This is a genomic window from Flavobacterium sp. GT3R68 (assembly GCF_007109225.1).
Taxonomy (GTDB): Bacteria; Bacteroidota; Bacteroidia; order Flavobacteriales; family Flavobacteriaceae; genus Flavobacterium.
The window spans coordinates 57,112-78,932 of record NZ_VJZK01000006.1 but is presented as its reverse complement, the minus strand read 5'-3'; the positions used below and the strand labels follow the sequence as shown (position 1 = coordinate 78,932).

Annotated in this window: 11 protein-coding genes; 8 read left to right on the top strand and 3 right to left on the bottom strand. The window is 36.3% G+C overall.

All coding sequences use genetic code 11. The features are described 5' to 3' along the window. The 3 genes from FNW07_RS11725 (at nucleotide 1) to FNW07_RS11715 (ending at nucleotide 13,830) form a co-directional block, all read left to right on the top strand. The gene (locus tag FNW07_RS11725; RefSeq protein WP_144265634.1) at nucleotides 1–12,165 is read left to right on the top strand and encodes a hypothetical protein; all 12,165 of its coding nucleotides are present in this window, start codon (nucleotides 1–3) and stop codon (nucleotides 12,163–12,165) included. 2 nt (nucleotides 12,166–12,167) lie between these two features. Further along, nucleotides 12,168–12,608 (top strand): hypothetical protein, encoded by a 441-nt coding sequence (locus FNW07_RS11720; protein ID WP_126745313.1) that lies wholly within the window; start codon nucleotides 12,168–12,170, stop codon nucleotides 12,606–12,608. Nucleotides 12,609–12,783: 175 nt separating this feature from the next. Further along, nucleotides 12,784–13,830 carry a tyrosine-type recombinase/integrase gene (locus tag FNW07_RS11715; RefSeq protein WP_126745314.1) on the top strand — a complete coding sequence of 349 codons (1,047 nt, stop codon included), beginning with the start codon at nucleotides 12,784–12,786 and terminating at the stop codon, nucleotides 13,828–13,830. 55 nt (nucleotides 13,831–13,885) lie between these two features. Here FNW07_RS11715 and FNW07_RS11710 read toward each other — a convergent pair whose 3' ends face one another. From FNW07_RS11710 to FNW07_RS11700, 3 genes are all read right to left on the bottom strand, one after another. After that, nucleotides 13,886–14,485, bottom strand: coding sequence for a transposase (locus tag FNW07_RS11710; RefSeq protein ID WP_126745315.1), 600 nt, complete (start codon nucleotides 14,483–14,485; stop codon nucleotides 13,886–13,888). 359 nt (nucleotides 14,486–14,844) lie between these two features. After that, on the bottom strand, nucleotides 14,845–15,282 hold the full coding sequence (locus tag FNW07_RS11705) for a hypothetical protein (protein WP_126745316.1): 438 nt from the start codon (nucleotides 15,280–15,282) through the stop codon (nucleotides 14,845–14,847). Beyond that, the gene (locus FNW07_RS11700; RefSeq protein ID WP_255512767.1) at nucleotides 15,282–16,358 is read right to left on the bottom strand and encodes an RHS repeat-associated core domain-containing protein; all 1,077 of its coding nucleotides are present in this window, start codon (nucleotides 16,356–16,358) and stop codon (nucleotides 15,282–15,284) included. The genes FNW07_RS11705 and FNW07_RS11700 overlap by 1 nt, the downstream gene beginning before the upstream one ends. 536 nt (nucleotides 16,359–16,894) lie before the next feature. Here FNW07_RS11700 and hisG point away from each other — a divergent pair. Genes hisG through hisH form a run of 5 tightly spaced genes read left to right on the top strand, consistent with a single transcriptional unit; the run spans nucleotide 16,895 to nucleotide 21,819 of the window. Continuing rightward, the gene (gene hisG / locus FNW07_RS11695) at nucleotides 16,895–17,752 is read left to right on the top strand and encodes an ATP phosphoribosyltransferase (protein WP_126744724.1); all 858 of its coding nucleotides are present in this window, start codon (nucleotides 16,895–16,897) and stop codon (nucleotides 17,750–17,752) included. 18 nt (nucleotides 17,753–17,770) lie between these two features. Next, complete coding sequence (hisD, locus tag FNW07_RS11690) at nucleotides 17,771–19,060, top strand: histidinol dehydrogenase (RefSeq protein WP_126744725.1); 1,290 nt, start codon at nucleotides 17,771–17,773, stop codon at nucleotides 19,058–19,060. Further along, nucleotides 19,053–20,096, top strand: a complete 1,044-nt coding sequence (gene hisC, locus FNW07_RS11685) for a histidinol-phosphate transaminase (RefSeq protein WP_126744726.1) — start codon at nucleotides 19,053–19,055, stop codon at nucleotides 20,094–20,096. Before hisD ends, hisC begins: the two co-directional genes overlap by 8 nt. After that, complete coding sequence (hisB, locus tag FNW07_RS11680) at nucleotides 20,096–21,235, top strand: bifunctional histidinol-phosphatase/imidazoleglycerol-phosphate dehydratase HisB (RefSeq protein ID WP_126744727.1); 1,140 nt, start codon at nucleotides 20,096–20,098, stop codon at nucleotides 21,233–21,235. Before hisC ends, hisB begins: the two co-directional genes overlap by 1 nt. Continuing rightward, nucleotides 21,235–21,819 (top strand): imidazole glycerol phosphate synthase subunit HisH, encoded by a 585-nt coding sequence (gene hisH, locus FNW07_RS11675; RefSeq protein ID WP_126744728.1) that lies wholly within the window; start codon nucleotides 21,235–21,237, stop codon nucleotides 21,817–21,819. Before hisB ends, hisH begins: the two co-directional genes overlap by 1 nt. The last annotated feature ends 2 nt before the right edge of the window (nucleotides 21,820–21,821 follow it).

Sequence of the window (21,821 nt, the reverse complement as noted above, 5' to 3'; positions counted from 1 at the left end):
ATGACCTATAATATGTTTAAAAATATCCTTACTTTATTTTTACTGTTTATTTCTTTAGTAGCTAACGCACAAGTACCAGCGAAAGAATATAATACTTATACTGTATTTCCCACTACGACAGCTGTAGTGCCGACTACTTTATATGATTTGCAAACTAATACGCCTAATGGTATTCGTGTGTATGATTCTGAACCTGGATTGCCAAATCAGGTAAATCAGAATCCGTATAGTTATTTAGCATTAAACATCAATACAGACAAAGGTCCGTTTGAATGGTATGAGGCAAGAGCCACTTTTGAGATCACGCCTTTGTTTCCTAATGGTTCCGCCGATACTGCCGGCACATTCATAAAGGAATTAATGGTGTCATATAATCCTAACGGTATTAGCTCAGGTGCGGGAACCGAGTACAGCGATCTGAACTATCTTCAGGTTAAAAACCGATATGGACTTATTGTGAAAGTAGTTCCTGGAAGTATCCAGGTTACAAAAGTTAGTGATGGTACTGCGATCACTTTGCCTACAGATAATATTTTTGTAAGCATGGGCTTTAAGGTTAACAGGTATTATTCTGTATCCAATCAATTACCATCTCCTACCGCAGTAGCGAATCCTGCCGGTACTTCCCTTACAATAAATTGGGCTGCTATTACAGGTGCCTTAGAGTATGAAGTAGAATGGACTTGGGTAGATAATTATAGTGGTGTGAACCTTTCGAGCATATTACAAAAAAATGAAATCAACTTTACAGAAAGAAACTTTGAACTAAATAATACGAGAGTTACCACTAACAAAAAAACATATGAAATTCCACTTATTTATTCTAAGGGTTATTTAATATATCGGGTAAGAGCAGTAGGTAGAAATGACAATGCCAGTTATGCCAAAACTTATGGTATATGGAGTTCCGGTTATGGGGTCAAATCCACAGTAAATGATTGGCCACATATATATCAGATTACTGCTGAACACGAAGCCGGCAAAAACTGGCAATTTCAGGCAAGTTATGCTGAGGAAGGTAAGAAAAAAGAAGTAGTTAGTTATTTTGATGGTTCTTTAAGAAACAGACAAACTGTTACAAAAGTCAATTCTGATAATAATACGGTTGTTGGGGAAGTGATTTACGATGCGCAAGGCCGACCTGCCATCGAAGTTTTGCCTACACCAACGTTAGATCCAACCATTCATTTTTTCAATAATTATAATTTAAATCCATCAAATACACCATATAGATATCCAAATTTTGACTATGACAGCACAACTATTGCTTGTCAACCCGAGGTGTCAGGAATGTCAAACACTTCAGGATCAAGTAAGTATTATTCTCAAAACAGTGATTTCTTACTTGCAAATAATCAATTTGCTCCATTTACTCCTAATGCTGAAAAATTTCCTTTCTCGCAGATAGAGTATACCCCTGATAATACAGGTCGTATCGCCCGTAAGGGAGGGGTTGGTCCTGAACATAAGTTGGGTAAACATGAAATGACTTATTTTTATGGAACGCCAACCGACAAAGAATTAAATCGACTTTTTGGATATAGCGTAGGTAATGTTTCCCATTACAAAAAAAATACTGTAGTCGATCCTAATGGTCAGGCATCTGTAAGTTATCTGGATCCCCAGGGACGAACTATTGCGACCGCACTATCAGGCCCAAAACCAGCAAGCAATAGTCTTGATGGACTTCCTGATGAAGCTATAGGACTTCATGGTCCTGAGACTGCCGAATTACTTACTGGAAACAATCTGTTTAAATATTCAACAAATTTTCCTGTAAACAACGACCAATTGGTTGTTTCCAAAACATTTAATGTTGTGGGAACGCAAGTTACGCATAAGGTTAATTACACTCTAAATCAAAATGGTTCAACCTATGCTTCGGGATGCGGGAATTATCCATTTGTTTTTGATTTAAACTTAAATCTTAAAAATCAGTGTGGAATCTCTAAAATGTCCCATACAGCAAAAATTGGTCCGGCATCTGTTTCTGGTGCTGTTCCCTCAGTAGCTTTTGATTCAGGTAATTTCCCCCTGGATATGGACTCCTATTCCTTAACTAAGGAATTAATGGTAAATAAGGACGCCCTTAATGCTTACGCAGATGATTATGTTGTCAAATTGAAGACTTCAGGTAGTGGCTGTTATGTTGACCCGTTAGGTTATTCGCCTAAAATTGACATTAATTTATGTGGGTTGACGTGTGCTTCATGCGTAACTAAAATAGGTCTAATTCAGACTTATGTAGAATTAGCTCTTAGAGGCCATTACAATAATTCCTCATTTATTGCAACGCCATCGGGTGACACAGTAACTGTAACTTATAATAATAGTGCCACTGATGTAAATGGCGCAGAGAATATTGATGTTGCAGATCTTAATGCATTAATTGTGCGTTATGCCAGAGAATGGCATTTATTGGAGGCGGAGTGTAAGACACTCTGCGAACCTACTTTTGAAAACAGCTGTAAGACCAACGAAAGTATTCTATTGTCTGATGTAACTCCATTGGGCCAATACGGTGCTACTGCTGCACAAATTCTGGATACGGCCACCAATCTTATGGTTGATAATCCTGATTTTAAGTTAAGCGTATTTAATTCAGCTGGTGTATTATTCAATTCTGCCAATAGTACCGTTACGGGTAATAGTTGGAGAGCTCCAGTAACTCCGTACAGAGATGCTGACGGCGTTCTGTCATATGTAACAGTGGAGAAATTAGACGATGGAACTTATAATCCACCGATAATTGGAACTCCTATTACTGTGCCGGCATTGCCTGGAGGTTTAACAACCTATAAAGTATTACCAGAAAAGTTAGAGAAGTTGAATGATTTCGTGTTAAAGTGGAACAGTAATCCTAATTGGGCGTATTCCCTGTTACCATATCACCCGGAATATCAATATTACATCTATAATAACGAATTATGTAAGCTGAAAAAAACGTTTACTATTCCTGTACTTGGTAAGCCACCTGTAAATGTTGATTTGTCTTCTGATGGTTATGATGATCTGTTAATGAAAACAGCCACTTTTGCTGAAGCTAATGCGATAGGGTTGATCGGTTCGGATTTTTCGGCACCCTCAATTTATAAAATATACTCAAGTGACCCTTATTTTCAAGCCTTACCAGCACCATTTGAAACAACCGTCGCTCCTAATCCAAGGGTGGGAATCAATAGTATAATGTATCAGGCCATCGTTAATGATTATCTTAAAGCCAATGAAGGTAACTTATTTCAAACTGCAGTTAAAGCGGTTCTGGGTAATCCGTTAACATCCAATGTAGGATTTAATTATACCACTGTACCGTCAGATTTAGCTGTTAAAAATAGAATATGGTCTACTTACAAATCCATGTATGTGAGTTTTAAAAGTAAAATCAAACAAATGTTCATGAACATTTATGCGATGGAGAAAAAATCATACAATGGATGCATTGGTGGTGACGTTTCAATTTCAGTAACTAATGTTCTGACTGATAATTTCGCCCAGAAAGCAACCCTATACAATTATATACACAACAGCATTGTTCAGACAACCTCGTTGTGTGCCAGTACGAGTGGTCCTTTGTATAAAGTCAAACAAAAACGTTATCTGCCTGCAGATTTCGGTTATAATTCAGCAATCAATCCTTCCGATGCTCAGGCTGAACTGGTAGCAGCTGCTGGATACGATTATTATATGCAAACAGGAAACTGTCCGCTAATGGTCGATTTGGATATGTTATTGAATGGTTTTTTTACAAATGCCAACGTACAAGCCGGAAATGCGACCGCACCTGGTACAATTCCTTTTGCAGGACAATATTTGAGTAAAGCATTTTTAAGTTCATTACTGCCTAACGGAACTATTACTGAAGGTACCGCTCCTTCATATACTGACGGTACCTTTCCATTATATTCAATAAATATTAATACTTCTGTACTTACAAGTACTCTAACGCTGAAGTTCACCGGAAAATTGAAAAATGGGGCAGTTGATTATACAACTGCTGCAACAAAAATCACAGTACCATCCACTTATTCATGGAGTAACTATAAGACTGCGTGGAAAATTACAAACATCAAACAACTATACTATGATGCACCAATAGTGACACCTGGTATATTCAAATTCAAAGCGATTGCCACAATAGAAGCTGGTGGTGTTGCAACAGAAGTCCTGATTACCGGGGAAACCACCGCAAAAATTGGGGAATGTAGTGCGTCAAATAATGGGATAGGTGATTTGCTGGATCCTAACGCAGGATCAAATGAAGATGGATGTGACAAAAAATACAAGTTCAGAAAAGCATTGATACCCTTTTTAAATCAGTTGAAGGCGCTTAATCAGATTAATAGTACTGCCGCAATTAATTTAAATAGCATTTCAACATACACAAATTCATATTTGGCAGAATTTTTTGGTGCAAATACAATTTGGGTGAAAGATGCTACTGCTGTCAGTCCTGATATGTATTATATTAAAAATGGTACCACTACATTGGCAACATTCAAAATTACTTTGCCAACTACTTTCGCCAGGTTTGAAGGAGTTGTTGTAACTCAAGCAAGGGACAAATACACTTTAAAATTAACTACTGCAGCGGCTAATGGGACGATTGTTCACACAGAAGGTGCGATGATTTTGCCGCCGAATTATAATTTTGACTGTTGTGTTGCATTTCAGCCCTGTATGCCAAATGACTTTGACTGTGACGGGGTAATCGATGCAGACGATTGTGTAAAAAAACATATCGCATTTGTTTTTGATTTGCCACATGTAGACAATTATTTTGGAAGTCCACACAGAGTAAAAGTAGCGCAAAATATATTGGATTTTATGAAAGCGCATAGATCTATTGGTAGTAATCTAGATGTTTCAAATCAAATTAGTTTAACTACTGTAGATGATATTAGCGGACAGAATGGTGGAACTCCTAGATTTCGACTGATTAACTATCCCAATAACGACAGTAATGATGCAAATTATGTTGCAAATACTAATCCTATTAATACAACTCTTCCTTCAGAAATTTATACACCAACTAATATTTTGCAGATTCAGGAGGACGATTATAATAGTACCATTATGAACATAAATACTAGTTTGAGTAATGGAACAGTGCCACTTGTTAAGAAGATAGATGTTGTTTTTTACCTTGTTGGAAGTAATATTGATAGTGATCTTGCAGCTACAAGAACTTCATTTAATTCATTATTTAGCGGTGCTGTTGCCAACGCAGGGAAACCATTCTTTGTATTTGTGACGCATGCTAATGGGAATGTTGTGGATTACGCTTACAACAATCCTCCAACTGTCACACCTGAACAATACTTAGCCAATTTAAATATTACTCCATCGAAATATATCGGTAACAATGCGGCTACCGCTAATTATGCGGTTTTTACCAAAGTGCAAACTGAAACCCTCGACACTACCCATGATTTACAAGAATTGATAGAAGATATTTACAGTAATACGCCAATATTTGCAGATTGTTATGTGTCAAATTCCACTGGCCGAAATATGGTGGCAGCTAAAAATAATCCGGGATGCGAAACCTGCGTTCCGCAACCGGTAGTTCCTATTCCTTGTGGTACTGCACAAGCAGATTTTTTAACTTTCTTGAGTTTAAGTGCTCCTATTACGGTAAATGCGAGCGGGGTTAATTACACCTACTATAATTCTAATAAAATAGCGGGGTATACTGTTGATGCTGGCGAATTTGATGATTTCTGTATAAAGAAATATCAATACATTCTGGCAAGCTATATGGAGTATATTACCACAATGGGGATAACTTCAACGGATAATGTACATTTTTTAACAATTTCTGAGTTTGGAGATACGTATCTAAACTATGGCTTTACAGGAATGACCGGACCAGGTGGCGTTATTCAACAGTTTAAAACCTATTATAACGATTACTTTTTGAATCCCCTTAACAATCCTGATGATTTAAAAAAATGGAATGCCTGGGTAAATAAAGTTTTTAGAGCTACAAACATGTTTTGTCCTCCTGCTCCTATAGATTATATGTCACCTATTTTGCCGGCAGATCAAAATGAAACATGCGCAACTTTGATTAAAAACATCAATGAAACCTATTCTGCGGAGAACTATAATAATCTTCTGCAAACCAAACGAAAGGAATTCATTGCCGCGTATATTGAACAAGCGCTCCAATCCGTATCAGAAACACTCAATATGACGTATTTTGATCAGGAATACCAATATACACTGTATTATTATGACCAAGCCGGTAACCTTACGCAAACAGTAGCTCCAAAAGGAGTGAAACGTTTTACCAATCTTGAGATGAATACGAAGAACGCGCTTATAAATAATTTTAGAACCAATTTTAGCTTAACATCTGAAGATACTTCTTTACAACCAGATCACAAATATAATACCCAGTACAGGTACAACTCATTAAACCAGCTGGTCTATCAAAATACACCGGATGGCGGTATAACTCGTTTTGCCTATGATTATTTGGGTAGGATTATAGCCTCTCAAAATGCCAACCAAGTAATAGTATCGCCAGAAGGCTACGTTCACTTTAGCTATACTACGTATGATGCTTTAGGAAGAATTACTGAAGCAGGCCAGGTAGGTGTGCCCGCAGCTTCAAACTTTACCATAAGTCCTGAAGGACGTTTGAAAACCAATGGTGGCGATGCGGAAGATTTTGGTTCGGATGCGTACAAAACAGAAGTAACAAAAACGATATATGATGAGGATCCGGCTGTAGATAGTATACATGCGTCCGATTTATTCACAACAAATAATGGAGGAGGAGATTTTTTCCTAAATAACAGAAACAGGGTAACCGGTATTTTTTATTATGAAGATCCTCAGAACTTCGATTTTGATAATGCTATTTTCTATAATTATGATGTCCATGGAAATGTAAAAGAGGTTGTAAATTATTATACCTATCTTAAAAATCTGCAATGTACTCCGGGTACCGTTATAGATCCAGAGACAGGACAGACTAACGATTGTGAACAACATCTTAAGCGGATCGTATATAATTATGATCTGATAAGCGGAAATGTAAATCAAGTCGTTTATCAACCCAATAAAATTGACCAGTTTATTCATAAATACAATTATGATGCTGACAACCGTATTCTCAATGTGGAGACCTCAGTTGATGGTATCATCTGGGAAAAAGATGCGGACTATAAATACTATGCACACGGACCATTGGCGCGCGTGGAACTCGGAAATAAAAAGGTGCAGGGAATTGACTATGCCTATACTTTACAGGGGTGGTTAAAGACTGTAAATGGAGAAAATATTACTGACCCTGCCAACGATTTGGGTCAGGACGGTTTGGCGGCAGGAACGACAAAAACAAAGGATGCTTTTGGGTACTCATTAAGCTATTTCGCGGGTGATTATCATCCTGTTGTTGGAGATGCATCGTTTAAACCACTGATGTTTAGTAGGAATGATGCGATACTGTCGAACACCAGAGATCTATATAACGGGAATATTAAACAAATGACGACTGCAATCCGTACAGATCGTGACGCGGTATTGCCGGTTCAGAAGAATAACTATACCTATGATCAGCTTAATCGTATAACTGGGATGACATCGAAAGCTATTATTCCGACGGCGACAGGTTTTAGCACTTTTGATACAAGTTATAGTTCTACTTTTAGCTATGATAGAAACGGAAATTTAGAGACATTGAGCAACACCGCTCCAATAGTTGTTAATGGAATTGCCAATCCGGTAATGGATAACTTCACTTATAGATATGCCGATAATCAAAATAGATTAAACAAGGTGTTTGATGCCGCAGGCGATATCTTTGCCGAAACAGGTATTGATATTAAATTCAATTCAAGCCCCGGCGAAGTCAGTTCCTATAATATCTCTAATACAGCCACCCATAATTATGAATACGATAAAATTGGACAGTTGGTTAAAGACAAAGCTGAAAATTTAACGATTAAGTGGCGGGTAGATGGAAAAGTAAAATCTGTGACCAAAGGAGGAGATGTAACTACTTTCATATACGACGGATTAGGAAACAGGATAGCCAAACGCAAAAGTTACCTTTATGGCTCAAACTCAACTACAGATTATTATGCCAGAGATGCGCAAGGTAATGTAATGGGCATGTACAAATTAAGTGAATCTTCAAGTCGGAGTAATCTTCAAAAGACTTTGTATCTGAATGAGCACCATATTTTTGGCAGCAGCCGACTAGGTTTGGAAGCCAAATACAAACTGGTTTACAAATATGTTAAGCCGTCAATTTTGATGAAAGGGACTGCTGATACTAAGATAACTGCTGATGTTGTGGCCAAAGCGGTCACGAACATAAGTGCCAGTTTTTTACCACCTGTATATGTTGCAGATTTAATGATTTTATCTCTTAAGGTAGGTAGTTCTACTACTGCTACCTGGAACGAGCCTAATTTGAGCAATGTTGATCCTAATATCAAAAATGTATCACTCACGAGTAAATTTAAAATAGATCAGGCAATAACACCGCCAGCGTCAACAGTCATTGCGCAGGCTGAAGTTCTGGGACAAGGTTCCTTTATTGATAGTAATCAGACGATTTCAAACCCTACTTTGACCGGTTTTGTAAATGTAACTGTCGATAGTGCAGGGAAAATTTCTAAAACAGGAGCTTCTGCAGCAGATGCGGGCGGTGAGACCGGAAATATACTGATAGGCAATGGATATGTAGAACGTAAAGTTTTAGGGACTCTTCCTTCTCATGACGGTATTATGTTAGGGCTTTCATATCAGAGTAATGCAAGTCTTGCGCCCTCCGCAACCATTAATTATGGTTTGAATACAAATGCTAGTGCCATTACAATATATGAGACAAATGTCCAAAAGGCTATTCCTGCAACTACAATCGGATTTAATGATCTCTTAAAAGTAGAACGTATTAATGGACAAATAAAATATTATAAGAACAGTACATTGCTTCTAACTACTGCTGAACCTGCATTGCTCGCAGGCCAACCAATGCTTGTAGACTTTTCTATGAGTGTAAGTGGAACCAGTATTTATAATTTGAAAATCGTAAAATATGATGCTCCGTATGTAAACACAGATCAGGTAATTTCAAATCCTGCATTAAAAGCTATGGCAAATGTAACAGTTACTGCCGGAGTAATATCGAACCCAACAATAGCTGTTGCAGGAGGGGAAACTGCTAAAATTTTATCTGGTGATGGGTATGTTGAACGCACAATAAGTGGAACTCTACCATCTAATAGCGGCATAACATTAGGGCTTTCTTACCAAACGAATTCGAACCTTACTGCTTCCAATACTATTACCTATGGTCTGAATACCAATGGAACTATTGTAATATATGAAAATGGAGTTACAGCTACTGGTTTACCAACGGCTGCAGGTTCATATCAAGTAGGTGATGTGGTTAAAGTGGAAAGAATTAATGGAAAAATAAAATACTATAAAAATGGTATAGTATTGCGGACAGTTACTGAGACCGCGGCTAATTTTGGATTACCGATGCTTGTTGATTTTTCTATGAGCCAAGTTAATACTAGTATTTATAACTTAAAAGTGGTAAATTATAGCGATTCCTATATTAACACAAATTATACGAATCCTAAACCTGCTGTAACTGCTTCAGCAAATATCGCAATCGATGCTGCAGGAACAATTACTAAAATATCAACAACGAGCTCATTTGATGCAGGAGGAGAGTCTGATAAAATTTTAACTGGAGACGGTTTTGTTGAACGTGTTGTTGGTGGTGCAACCCTCGCTTCCAATAATAACGTAATGTTGGGGCTTTCTTATGCAAGTACTCCAACCAATGTAGGTTATGCTAGAATAAATTATGCACTGTATACCTATCCAACCAATACTCTTATCGCCTTTGAATCAGGTACTCAAGTTAATCTGCCTGTTACAGGTGGTGCAAATCTTTACGCTCTTACTAATATTTTGAAAATTGAGCGAATAAACGGGAAAATTAAGTATTATAAAAACAATATTTTGTTGCGGACAGTTAATGAATCCCCGGCTAACCTGGGACTGCCGATGCTTGTTAATTTCTCGATGTCTCAGTACAATACAGGTATTTATGGTTTAAAAGTGACGAATTATAAAAAACCGCTCCAACGAATAGACGGTGATGTTAAAACCACAATGAAGCTTTCTGCTGAGTATCTCTCAGCGGCAGGAGGAACGTTTAAACCTAAAGTAATCGTTACAAAAGAGATATTTACAAACGGTGCAAATACTAAGAAAGAATATTCGCTTGCGTCCACTTTAAGTATTACTTCTGCGGAGATGGCATCTAAAGGAATGGAAGTTAAATTTGATGGAAACTTTAATCAGCTTGGATTGGATAAACTTTCAGGAACCATTGTCGTAAATGGTGTATTGACCCAAACCTTCAACGCTGTCGCTCCAGCCACAACAACACCAGTTGTTGCAGTGCCTGTGTCTAAATTGGGTTCTGGTATATTTGATGTATGTAGTATTAACTACAGCTTCGGAAGTCAGGGAAGTACAGTTAGCCGAGAATTTGATTTTAACCATAATATTGGAGCAGCCCCTGTTTCAACACTGGGAAATATTGCAATGGCAGTAACACCACCGGCGGTAAGAGGATTAGGTCCTTGTCTTTCTGATAGCGATACGGATGGTATATTTGATGTATTTGAGGATGCCGATGGCAATGGTAATATTGCAGATGACGACACAGATAGTGATGGTGTTATAAATTACATGGATACGGATGATGATGGTGATGGTATCCTGACCAAATGGGAAGAGACTGACACCGATGGTAATCCGGCTACAGGAACAATAGTAAACCACGATGGTACGGCAGTAGCGGCAAACCCAAGTATGGTTACTGATGGCATTCCGGATTATTTGGATGAAGACGATGACGGTGATGGATATCCGACTTGGCAGACGCAAGAAGGTGGGCCTGGAGTCAAAAACTCTGTTCCGGGACTAGCCTATACATTGGATAGTGACGGAGACACATTCAAAAATTATTTGGATTGTACCAATGGATTATTCCCGGTAACTGAGGATATGGAATTGCATAATTTCGTAAATTTAATCGGTGATAAACGGTACGAACTGGCCAACCATTTAGGAAACGTACTGGTAGTGATTAACGATAAGAAAATACCGGAATTAGAGTTGCCTAGCAGCATATTGAAACACTTTAATGCCGACGTTCTTAGCTACTCGGATTACTATCCTTTTGGAATGCTCGTGCCGGGAAGGCACGCAACGAATATTCCTAACGGTCACCGCTACGGTTTCCAAGGACAGGAACAGGATAATGAACTCAAAGGCGAAGGGAATTCGTTAAACTATACCTTTAGGATGCACGACCCGAGGGTGGGTAGGTTTTTTGCAGTTGATCCATTATTTAAAAAATATCCACATAATTCTACATATGCATTTTCTGAAAATAGGGTTATTGATGGCATTGAACTTGAGGGCTTAGAAATGATAAGAGCGGATATGGATAGCTACGATCCGAATGTTAAGTTAATGGCAGAGTTAGACCATGTTACTAATTACAGAGATAGCAAGAATTATCAAATATTCAGTGAGGCAAGACACAAATTCAGCGGAAGTGGTGGAGTAGTTGAAGGTATGGCTGGTGAATTACTTTTTGCGAAAATTTTATCTCCTATTTTTTCTCCACTGTTCGCCCGTTTTGGGAAATATATATTTTCTACTCCAGCTGTAAAAGTTGTTTATTCTAGCCTTTCTGAAGCTGTAGTCCCTATTGCGCAAGTAATTGAAAGAACAGCAATCAGAATTGAAAGAATTACTATTAAAGGTGTTGGAAGTAATAACAAATTTATTATTATAGGAAGAAATATGGAAGAGAGGATTCACCCCTTGGCAAAAGAATTGGCCGAAAATGGTGTAGAAGCTGAATCTTGGAATGGATTTGATCCATTGCTAACCGAAGCCAAAAATTTGGCTAATAATAATACTTGGGTAAAAAGTAAAATTGATGATGGTTATTCTGTTATCGATGCAGGGTTAGATCCTAAATTTACTTCGATAGGTAATACAGATATGGGAGTATTTTATGAAATGGAAACAACCACGGTAAATGCAGTTGAAAGTGCTCAAGGTAGTTCAAGTGCTACAATTATTAAAATGACGAAAACTGAATAATTATGATTTCAAATGACAATTTCCTCCATGTTGTTAAGACATCTTTTACTTTTTTGGAAAACGATTTTGGTTTTAAATACCATGGATTTGAAGAAAAAGCAAGATTAATAAAAATAAATTATTTAAAAAAAGAATTGCTTGTATCAATAATATACAATAGACCTAATAATTATATTGAAGTTAATGTTTATAACTACATTTCTAAAGTAGAACCTGGAAAATATGATTGGAAATATAGTGTCGGACTAGAACATATTATTAAAAAAGAAACAGGTGTCTATTACGATTTTGATTCTATTAAGAGTGAAGATTTAAATACTAAAATTGAAGTAAATTCCATGCTCTTAAAAAAATATGGACTTAATATCTTGTCGGGTGCAGAATGGTATTCTTGGGGTAAAATTACCGGATACGAACAATATGTTCCACCGGAATTACCGTAAAAAAAAGATATCAAAACCCCGATTGCGCGGATATATCAACGCAACGATTGCGCGGATTTACAATCCGTGCCCGACAAAGAGAAGATACAAAAAAAAGCTACAACCCTAAAGTTGTAGCTTTTTAATTAACCCGTTCTAGTTATATAAAATTGTACTTTTGCCACAAATCCATTTTATGAAAAAGACGACGCCGATCATTCCTTTATTCAAGCAGTTTATAAAAGAAACGGAGACAGGAAAGCGGCTAAAGAAAAATGGGGAAAAAATAAAACCAGGTTCAATACAAAACTACTACTATGTCTTAAACAACCTGATTCAGTTTTCGAGTGACACCAAGTTTGAGCTGCGTATTTGCGATGCCTCGAAATTGAATACGCGTGAACTGCAATCGGAGAAAACCTATTGGAAAAAATTTTATCAAAAGTTCACCGAGTTCTTGTATAAAAAAGGCTGTCATGATAATTATGTAGGGGCCAATATCAAAGTCATCCGCGTGTTTTTTAATTACTTAAAAAATGACAAAGATCTATTTACCGGGGATTTCCAGCGTCTTTTTTATGTGCGTAAAGAAGAAATTGAGATTTTTGTACTTTCGCCGGAACAACTTAAATTTTTAATTCACGACAAAGAATTCGAACAGACGTTATTGCCAAGTCACCAACGTGTTAAGGATATTTTTGTTTTTGGATGTACTACCGGACTGCGTTATTCGGATATCTTTTTGTTGACCAACAAGAACTTTGAACAAATGGATGGCGAATGGTATTTGAAACTCAAATCGCTAAAAACAAAAACCTTCAGTTATATTAAATTGTCTCCGTATGCGGTAACGATTTACCAGAAATTCCAACCCCAAAACAGCAAAGCAACCGTTTTTGGACAGATTAGCTTATTTAATTTTAATAAAAGTTTAAAACACATTGGGGAACAGGCCGGTTTTACAGCATCTGTGGAAGTTTCCCGGGAGAAGCAAGGCAAAACACACCAACTTACAAAAAAGACAGACAGCACTAAAAACCGTTTTTGTGATAAAATGAGTTCCCACATGATGCGACGAACGGCCATTACGACCTTATTGATTTTAGGCATGCCCGAACATTTAGTGCGTAAAATAAGCGGGCATAGTCATGCGAGCAGTTCTTTTAACCGGTATGTGCATTACGCTCAATCCTATATGGATAAGGAGATTGAGAAAGTACATAGCAAATTGGAAAGTTATTAACACAGGTAATTCAAAGTTATGTGCTCTGCAAAGTCTCCCGACTTTGCAGATATCATTAATATTGGTTGTATCGTGTAAATGAAGCCTGATTCAAAGCATCTACAATCGGGTTGTCCGCCTTTTCAATTTTCAACAAACCTTTATCGGAAACATAATTACTTGCACTGGAATAGATGTATTCCGATGCATTTTCTACTATACCCGCACGAACAGGATTTAAGTGGATATAATCTAATTTTGACCACATAAATTTATTCGTGTAAATCTCTTCTGCATGATTGCCATATTGCCAAAACTGATAATTTTTGTTTCTTGAATGACTTTCTGCAGCTAACTTAAATCGTTCTAACATCCATTCTCTTCGGCTTTCTGGCTCGGTTTGAATTTTTTCTAAAATTGTTTTGGCCATAAATTTTTTAAAATCCCTTATTAAATCCGAAAGTTTCCCATCATTTGACTGAACTATCAAATGAATATGATTACTCATGATCACATATCCATATAAAACCATTCCTTTGTTTTCTATGCAATAATCCAAACAATCAATAACGCTGTCTCTATATGATTTTCTTGTAAAAACATCTATCCAGTCCACGACAGTTGCCGTTATAAAATGTGGTAATGTTTGGTCCCGAATAACATATCCTTCTTTCATAGTTGTTTTTATATTAAATCTTATTTGATTCTAAAAGGCATATGCTTGGATACTTTCTTGTGCTATAAAGACTTCTGACTTGTAAGCATACAAAAATATTTAAAACCAAATATAAATATAAAAAAACTACAACAAATTTTACTTCGTTGTAGTTTATTATTATGCAATTTGATGAGTATTGTGGCGCAAAGTCAGAGACATTTGCGCAGCTGTATGCAGCTTATTCACTCTTCGCGGAGCGGGATAAAGAACGAGTTAGAGTTCAATTAAGAAAAGCTACAACTTTATGGTTGAAGCTTTTCTTTGTAATACTTTTTAGGCACGGATTACAAATCCGCATTATATACAAATTCGCGCAATTATTCTCTGAAATCCGTTTCGATTTCTTCATCTAAAAGAAGAACTAGGTCGCCTAAACAATCAGTTACGTCCTGAATTAGGATGTAATTTTTTTCTCCCCATTTTTCTATTCCTTCTAATTTGAAAAGATTGTTTACTTCTTCATACCTAATCCAATCATCTGCTCTTTTATTTAGATTGGAAATACACTCCTTTAATAGATTAATAAAAAATATATTTTTATGTTGAGAATCAAAATATTCATCAAGTTCTAAATCACACCAACCAATTGGCTGAACATCTATTATTACATCAATAACATCTACAAAATATTGACTAACCCAAACTGGCAAATCAATACCTTTAATAAATTCTTTGATTTGGCATAAAGACATTATCAATATGCAATCGTTTGGATTGAAATATTTACTTTTATATTTTATTATGCTGTTCGACATTACTCTGTTATTATGGTTCTAGCCTGATTAGCTTTACTTGATTCCCCAATGTGTTTTTTAACAACTTGCTTCGCGTCATTTCCCAACTTTCTAATATCGATATTTATAAAATCAACGCCGTCTTTTAAAAAATGACTATCTATTGATTTTATAAATGCATCCAATTTAAATCCTTTTTTATCTACTGCACTTACCAAATCAACAGACTTTCCTGCAAGCTTTCCTTGAGTAATTATAAAATCACCTGCTTTTTGTTCACCGTTTCTTATAGCCCTAACTGTAGTATTAAAAGTTTCTTCAAAAATTGCCATCCCTTCGGCTTCAATTTGCCTAAAAACACCTTGACCTCCAACATCTCTAAAAGTTTCTAAAATTTCTTTACTTCTTGAACTTACCTTAAGTGACTTTAAAATTGAGCTAACTGCACTATTCGTGGTCACTCCTGTTTTTATAGCCATGTAAACACCCCCCTTAGCTGGAAAAAGTGAAGCCACGTCTAAGCTTGAAATTGCCAAATCTTTTAAATCGGCTAAAACCCCTTCTTCAGGAAGAACTACCCATGATCGATTTTCTTTTCGTATTTTAAAATTTTTCCCTAAATCTGTAAAAGAGACTTCATCAGGAACAACAACATCTCTATAAATATTTGAAGTCATCAACATTTTATAAATAACTCTACCTTCGACTTCATCTGTAACTTCATATTCGCCTATCGTCGACAAAATAGTACCGAAACCATCTGCAGCTTTATTCCAAATTTGCTCAGGTGACAAATCAAGATCTTCCGCTGTCATACTGTTATAACCGCCTTCACAACCTTCAATCTCAACGAGAGCTATAGGGGAGTTACTGGCAAACTGATAAGAACTTAAATAAGCATACTCTCTTGCCAAAGGGTCAACAGCAAAAAACCGTCCAATTCTCGGGTCATGCATCCTGAAGGTATAATCCAACGAATTCCCTTCGCCTTTCAGTTCATTATCCTGTTCCTGCCCTTGGAAGCCATAGCGATAGCCGTTGCTAATATTCGTTGCGTGCCTTCCTGGCACTAGCATTCCAAAAGGATAGTAATCTATTACTAGCTTAGGTCAATAAATATAAGAACTCAGACACTTTTTAATACTGTCAATAACTGCACAATAATGCAATTTATGGCATTTCAAACATAAAAAACCACGGGTTTTAGACACTCAAAATGCGTATAAAAAACACAAAGACAAGGTACAAAAATTATTGTTTTTATTAAAAATAAAAACGAGACAATTCAATACTATTGAACTGCCCCGTTAAGTGGACAAAAATATACAATTATCAAACAGATTTTTGAATGGCTTAAAGCTTATTGCTGGTATTTCAGATGGGTCTTCATTTTAGGTACATATGAAAATTTTAAAAAATAACTTGGTTCTAAAATATATTTGCATATGTTTGCAAAATAAAATCAATATAAAATGTTCAAAAATCAATTACATCATCATCATTTTCATAATTGCTCTCAGGCGATGTGTTAATGGTATGCGTGTAAATCACAATATTAAAACCCGTTTGAGTACTTCAAACGGGTTTTTTATTTCCTCCAAGTGGTACTCATTCATAAAATTAAAACTAAAAAATGAGTACTCTAAAAATTGCAATTCAAAAATCAGGACGTCTTAACGAAGACAGCATTCAAATTCTTAAAGATTGCGGAATTTCCATTAACAATGGGAATGACCAGCTAAAAGCAGAAGCTTCTAATTTTCCCCTTGAAATTTTATTCCTGAGAAATTCAGATATTCCACAATACCTGATCGATGGAGTAGTGGATGCTGCTATCGTTGGGGATAATCTTTTGGTAGAAAAAGGAAAGACGATTCAGGTTGCCGAGAAATTAGGCTTTTCTAAATGCAAGGTTTCGGTGGCAGTTCCCAGATCTTTCGAATACAAATCCATTAAAGATTTAGACGGATTACGTATTGCGACATCTTATCCTAATACCGTTAATGATTTCTTTGCTTCCAAAAATATATCTGTCGATTTGCACCAAATTTCTGGTTCGGTTGAAATTGCTCCAAATATTGGTCTGGCCGATGCAATTGTAGATATTGTTTCCAGCGGAAGCACTTTATTCAAAAACAACCTTAAAGAAGTGGAAGTGATTTTTAAAAGTGAAGCCGTTTTAGCGGTTTCGCCAACTATTTCAAATGAAAATCAAGCCATATTGAATAAACTGCAATTCCGAATCCAGTCTGTCTTAAGAGCAAGAAAATCAAAATATATTTTGATGAATGTACCAAATGATAATATTGCAAAAGTAACTCAAATTCTCCCTGTACTCAAAAGCCCCACGGTTGTTCCATTGAATGAGAAAGGATGGAGCAGTGTGCAGACTGTGATTGATGAGGATAAATTTTGGGATGTAATCGACCAATTGAAAGAGGCAGGTGCCGAAGGAATTTTGGTTTGTCCAATCGAGAAAATGGTTTTGTAAATTTTAAAGAAAGCAAAAATGAATAAAATATATAATCCATCAAAAGAAACCTGGTCAACTATTCTAAAAAGACCGACACAAACTTTCGAAAACATAGAAGAAACGGTTAAAGGAATTTTCAAAGAAGTTCAATCAAAAGGAGATGTGGCTATTGCAAAATACACTTCTTTATTTGATGCAATTTCGATAAAAAGTATTGAAGTTTCTGATGCAGAAATTCAAGAAGCAGTAACTTCAATTTCAGATGAATTAAAAGAAGCCATTCAGCTAGCAAAATTGAATATTGAAAAGTTTCACGTTGCTCAGAAAACAGTAAAAGTTGAAGTTGAAACAACAGAAGGAGTGAATTGCTGGCAGGAAAAACGACCAATTCAAAAGGTGGGTTTGTATATACCCGGAGGAACAGCTCCTTTGTTTTCAACGGTTTTAATGTTGGCAGTTCCGGCGCAGATTGCAGGCTGTAAAGAAATTGTATTGTGTTCTCCACCAGACAAAGAGGGCAAAATAAATCCAGCTATTTTATATACTGCTAATTTGTGCGGCATAACTAAAATTCTGAAGGTAGGCGGAATTCAAGCTATTGCAGGGATGACTTTTGGCACGGTTTCAATTCCGAGAGTATATAAAATTTTTGGGCCCGGAAATCAATTTGTAACGGTTGCCAAACAAGTGGCGACGCAGTTTGGCGTCGCCATTGACATGCCTGCCGGCCCAAGTGAATTGCTTATTGTTGCTGATGATAGCGCCATTCCAAGTTTTGTGGCGTCCGATTTGTTAAGTCAGGCAGAACACGGAGCGGACAGCCAGGTAATTTTGGTTTCGACTTCAAAAAAGCTAATTGACGCAGTTGAAAATGAAATTATTCAACAGATTACCGTTTTGTCTAGAAAGGAAATTGCACAAAAAGCCATTGCAAATTCAAAATTAATTTTTGTCAAAAATGATATAATGGCGCTGGATTTAATCAATGAATACGGACCAGAGCACTTTATTATTTGTACAGAAAATGAAGATTTTTATATCAATAATATTGAGAATGCAGGGTCCGTTTTTATTGGAAATTATACTCCCGAAAGCGCAGGTGATTACGCCTCAGGAACCAATCACACTTTGCCGACAAATGGCTATGCCAAGAATTATTCGGGTGTGAATTTAGATAGTTTCCAAAAAGCGATGACTTTCCAAAAAATATCAAAAGCTGGTATTCAAAATATTGGAAAAGCTATAGAAATAATGGCTGAAGCGGAAGGATTACAGGCACACAAAAATGCAGTTACATTAAGATTAAAAGCTTTAGAAAATGAATAATTTCAATATAAATGGCATCATCAGAGAAAATATCAAAAAAATGCAGCCTTATTCATCGGCAAGAGATGAGTTCAAAGACTTTGATCAAAAGATGATTTTTTTGGATGCCAATGAAAATCCATTTGAAAACGGAGTAAACCGTTATCCGGATCCGCAGCAAAAAACTGTAAAAACTGCCTTGACAACATTAAGAGGAATAGCACAAAATCAAATTTTATTGGGTAATGGAAGTGACGAAGTGCTGGATTTGCTCTTTCGTGCGTTTTGCGAGCCAAATAAAGATAACGTAATTACATTGCCGCCAACATACGGAATGTATGGTGTCCTGGCAAATCTGAATGCAATAGAGAATCGGGAAATAATTTTAAATATTGATTTTCAGCCCGATGTAGTTTCTATTTTGGAAAAGATAAATGAAAATACAAAAATGATATTTCTTTGCTCGCCGAATAATCCAACCGGCAATTCGTTTTCAATTGGAAGTATTTTAATTTTATTGCAACAATTCAAAGGATTAATTGTTTTGGATGAAGCCTATATCGATTTTTCAGAGCAGGAAAGTTGGTTGGAAAAATTGGATGATTATCCTAATTTAGTGATTACGCAAACACTTTCCAAAGCCTATGGAATGGCAGGAATTCGTATAGGAATATTGTATGCTTCAACTGAAATTATCGCAGTTTTAAACAAAATAAAGCCGCCTTATAATATCAATGAATTGTCTCAGCGAAGCGCCATATCACGAATTGAAGATAAAGAAAGTGTTTTTTCTGAAATCAATTTGATAAAAGAAGAAAAACAGCAATTACTTAAGGAATTAGTTGAAATTAAATTTATTGAAAAAATATTTCCGACCGATGCTAATTTCATATTGATAAAAGTTGATGATGCAACCAAAAGATACAATCAATTATTGGAAAAATGCGTTGTAATCAGAAACAGAACCACACAACCTTTGTGTGCAAATTGTCTACGAATTACAATTGGTACAAAACAAGAAAATGAACAGCTCATCAAAATATTAAAATTATTGTAATGGCACAAAAAGTATTATTTATAGATAGAGACGGAACTATGGTTCTGGAACCTGAAGACTATCAATTGGACAGTTTGGAAAAATTGGAATTCTATCCAAAAGCTTTTCAATATTTGGGTAAAATCGCCATGGAATTGGATTTTAAATTGGTAATGGTTACCAATCAGGACGGTTTGGGAACTTCCAGTTTTCCGGAAGACACTTTTTGGCCTACGCAAAATTTCATCATTAAGGCATTCGAGAATGAAAATGTATCATTTGATGAAATTTGTATCGACAGGAGTTTTCCCGAAGAAAATGCGCCAACCCGTAAGCCAAGGACAGGAATGTTGACCAAATATATCAATAACTCCGCCTACGATTTAGAAAATTCATACATTATTGGAGATCGAATCACTGATGTTGAATTAGCTAAAAATTTGGGTTCAAAAGCCATTTTTATTAATAATGGTGAGACTGTCGGAAGTACTGAGATTAGTTCTGAAAAAGAAGAGTTGAACAATACGATAGCTTTGCAAACCAAAGACTGGAAGGAGATATATGAGTTTTTGAAATTAGAAAACAGAACGGCTTCTATTGTCAGAAAAACCAATGAAACGGATATTAGCATTACTGTCAATCTTGACGGCACCGGAAAAAGTAAAATCGACACCGGAATTGCTTTTTTTGATCATATGCTGGACCAGATCGCACGTCACGGACAAATGGATTTGGAAATCACCGTAAAAGGAGATTTGGAAGTAGATGAACACCACACGATTGAAGATACCGCCATTGCTTTAGGGGAAGTTTTCGCCAAAGCTTTGGGAAACAAATTAGGTATTGAACGCTATGGGTTTTGTTTGCCAATGGACGATTGCTTAGCTCAAACTGCAATAGATTTTGGGGGAAGAAACTGGTTGGTTTGGGATGCCGAATTCAAAAGAGAAATGATTGGACAAATGCCAACAGAAATGTTTTTTCACTTTTTTAAATCCTTTACTGACGGAGCGAAAGCCAATCTGAATATCAAGGCCGAGGGAACAAATGAACACCATAAAATTGAGGCAATTTTTAAAGCTTTTGCAAAAGCAATCAAAATGGCGGTAAAAAGAGATGCTGAAAAAATGATTTTGCCATCAACTAAAGGGGTTTTGTAATGAAAATAGCTATTATAGATTACGGTGCAGGAAATATTCAAAGTATTCAGTTTGCATTGGAAAGATTGGGTTTTAATGGTGTTTTAACCAGAAGTCCGGAAGAAATTAAACAAGCTGATAAAGTGATTTTTCCGGGAGTAGGCGAGGCAAGCAGCGCAATGAAAAAGTTGATGGAAAGTGGTTTGGATAAAATTGTTCCAACCTTAAAACAGCCTGTTTTGGGGATTTGCCTTGGAATGCAATTGATGTGTAAATCTTCCGAAGAAGGTAATACAACAGGATTAGGAATTTTTGATGTTGATATTATTAAGTTTTCAAATAAAGTGAAAGTACCACAAATGGGATGGAACACTATTTATAATTTGAAAACCGAATTATTTAATGGAATTTCAGAAAATGAATATATGTATTTGGTGCATAGTTTTTATGCTCCAAAATGTGATCAAACCATTGCAATAACTGATTATGAACTGGGCTATTCATCAGCTTTACAGAAAAATAATTTCTATGGAGTGCAGTTTCACCCGGAAAAAAGCGGAAAAATGGGAGAACAGATCCTTTCTAACTTTTTGAATATAAAATAGGG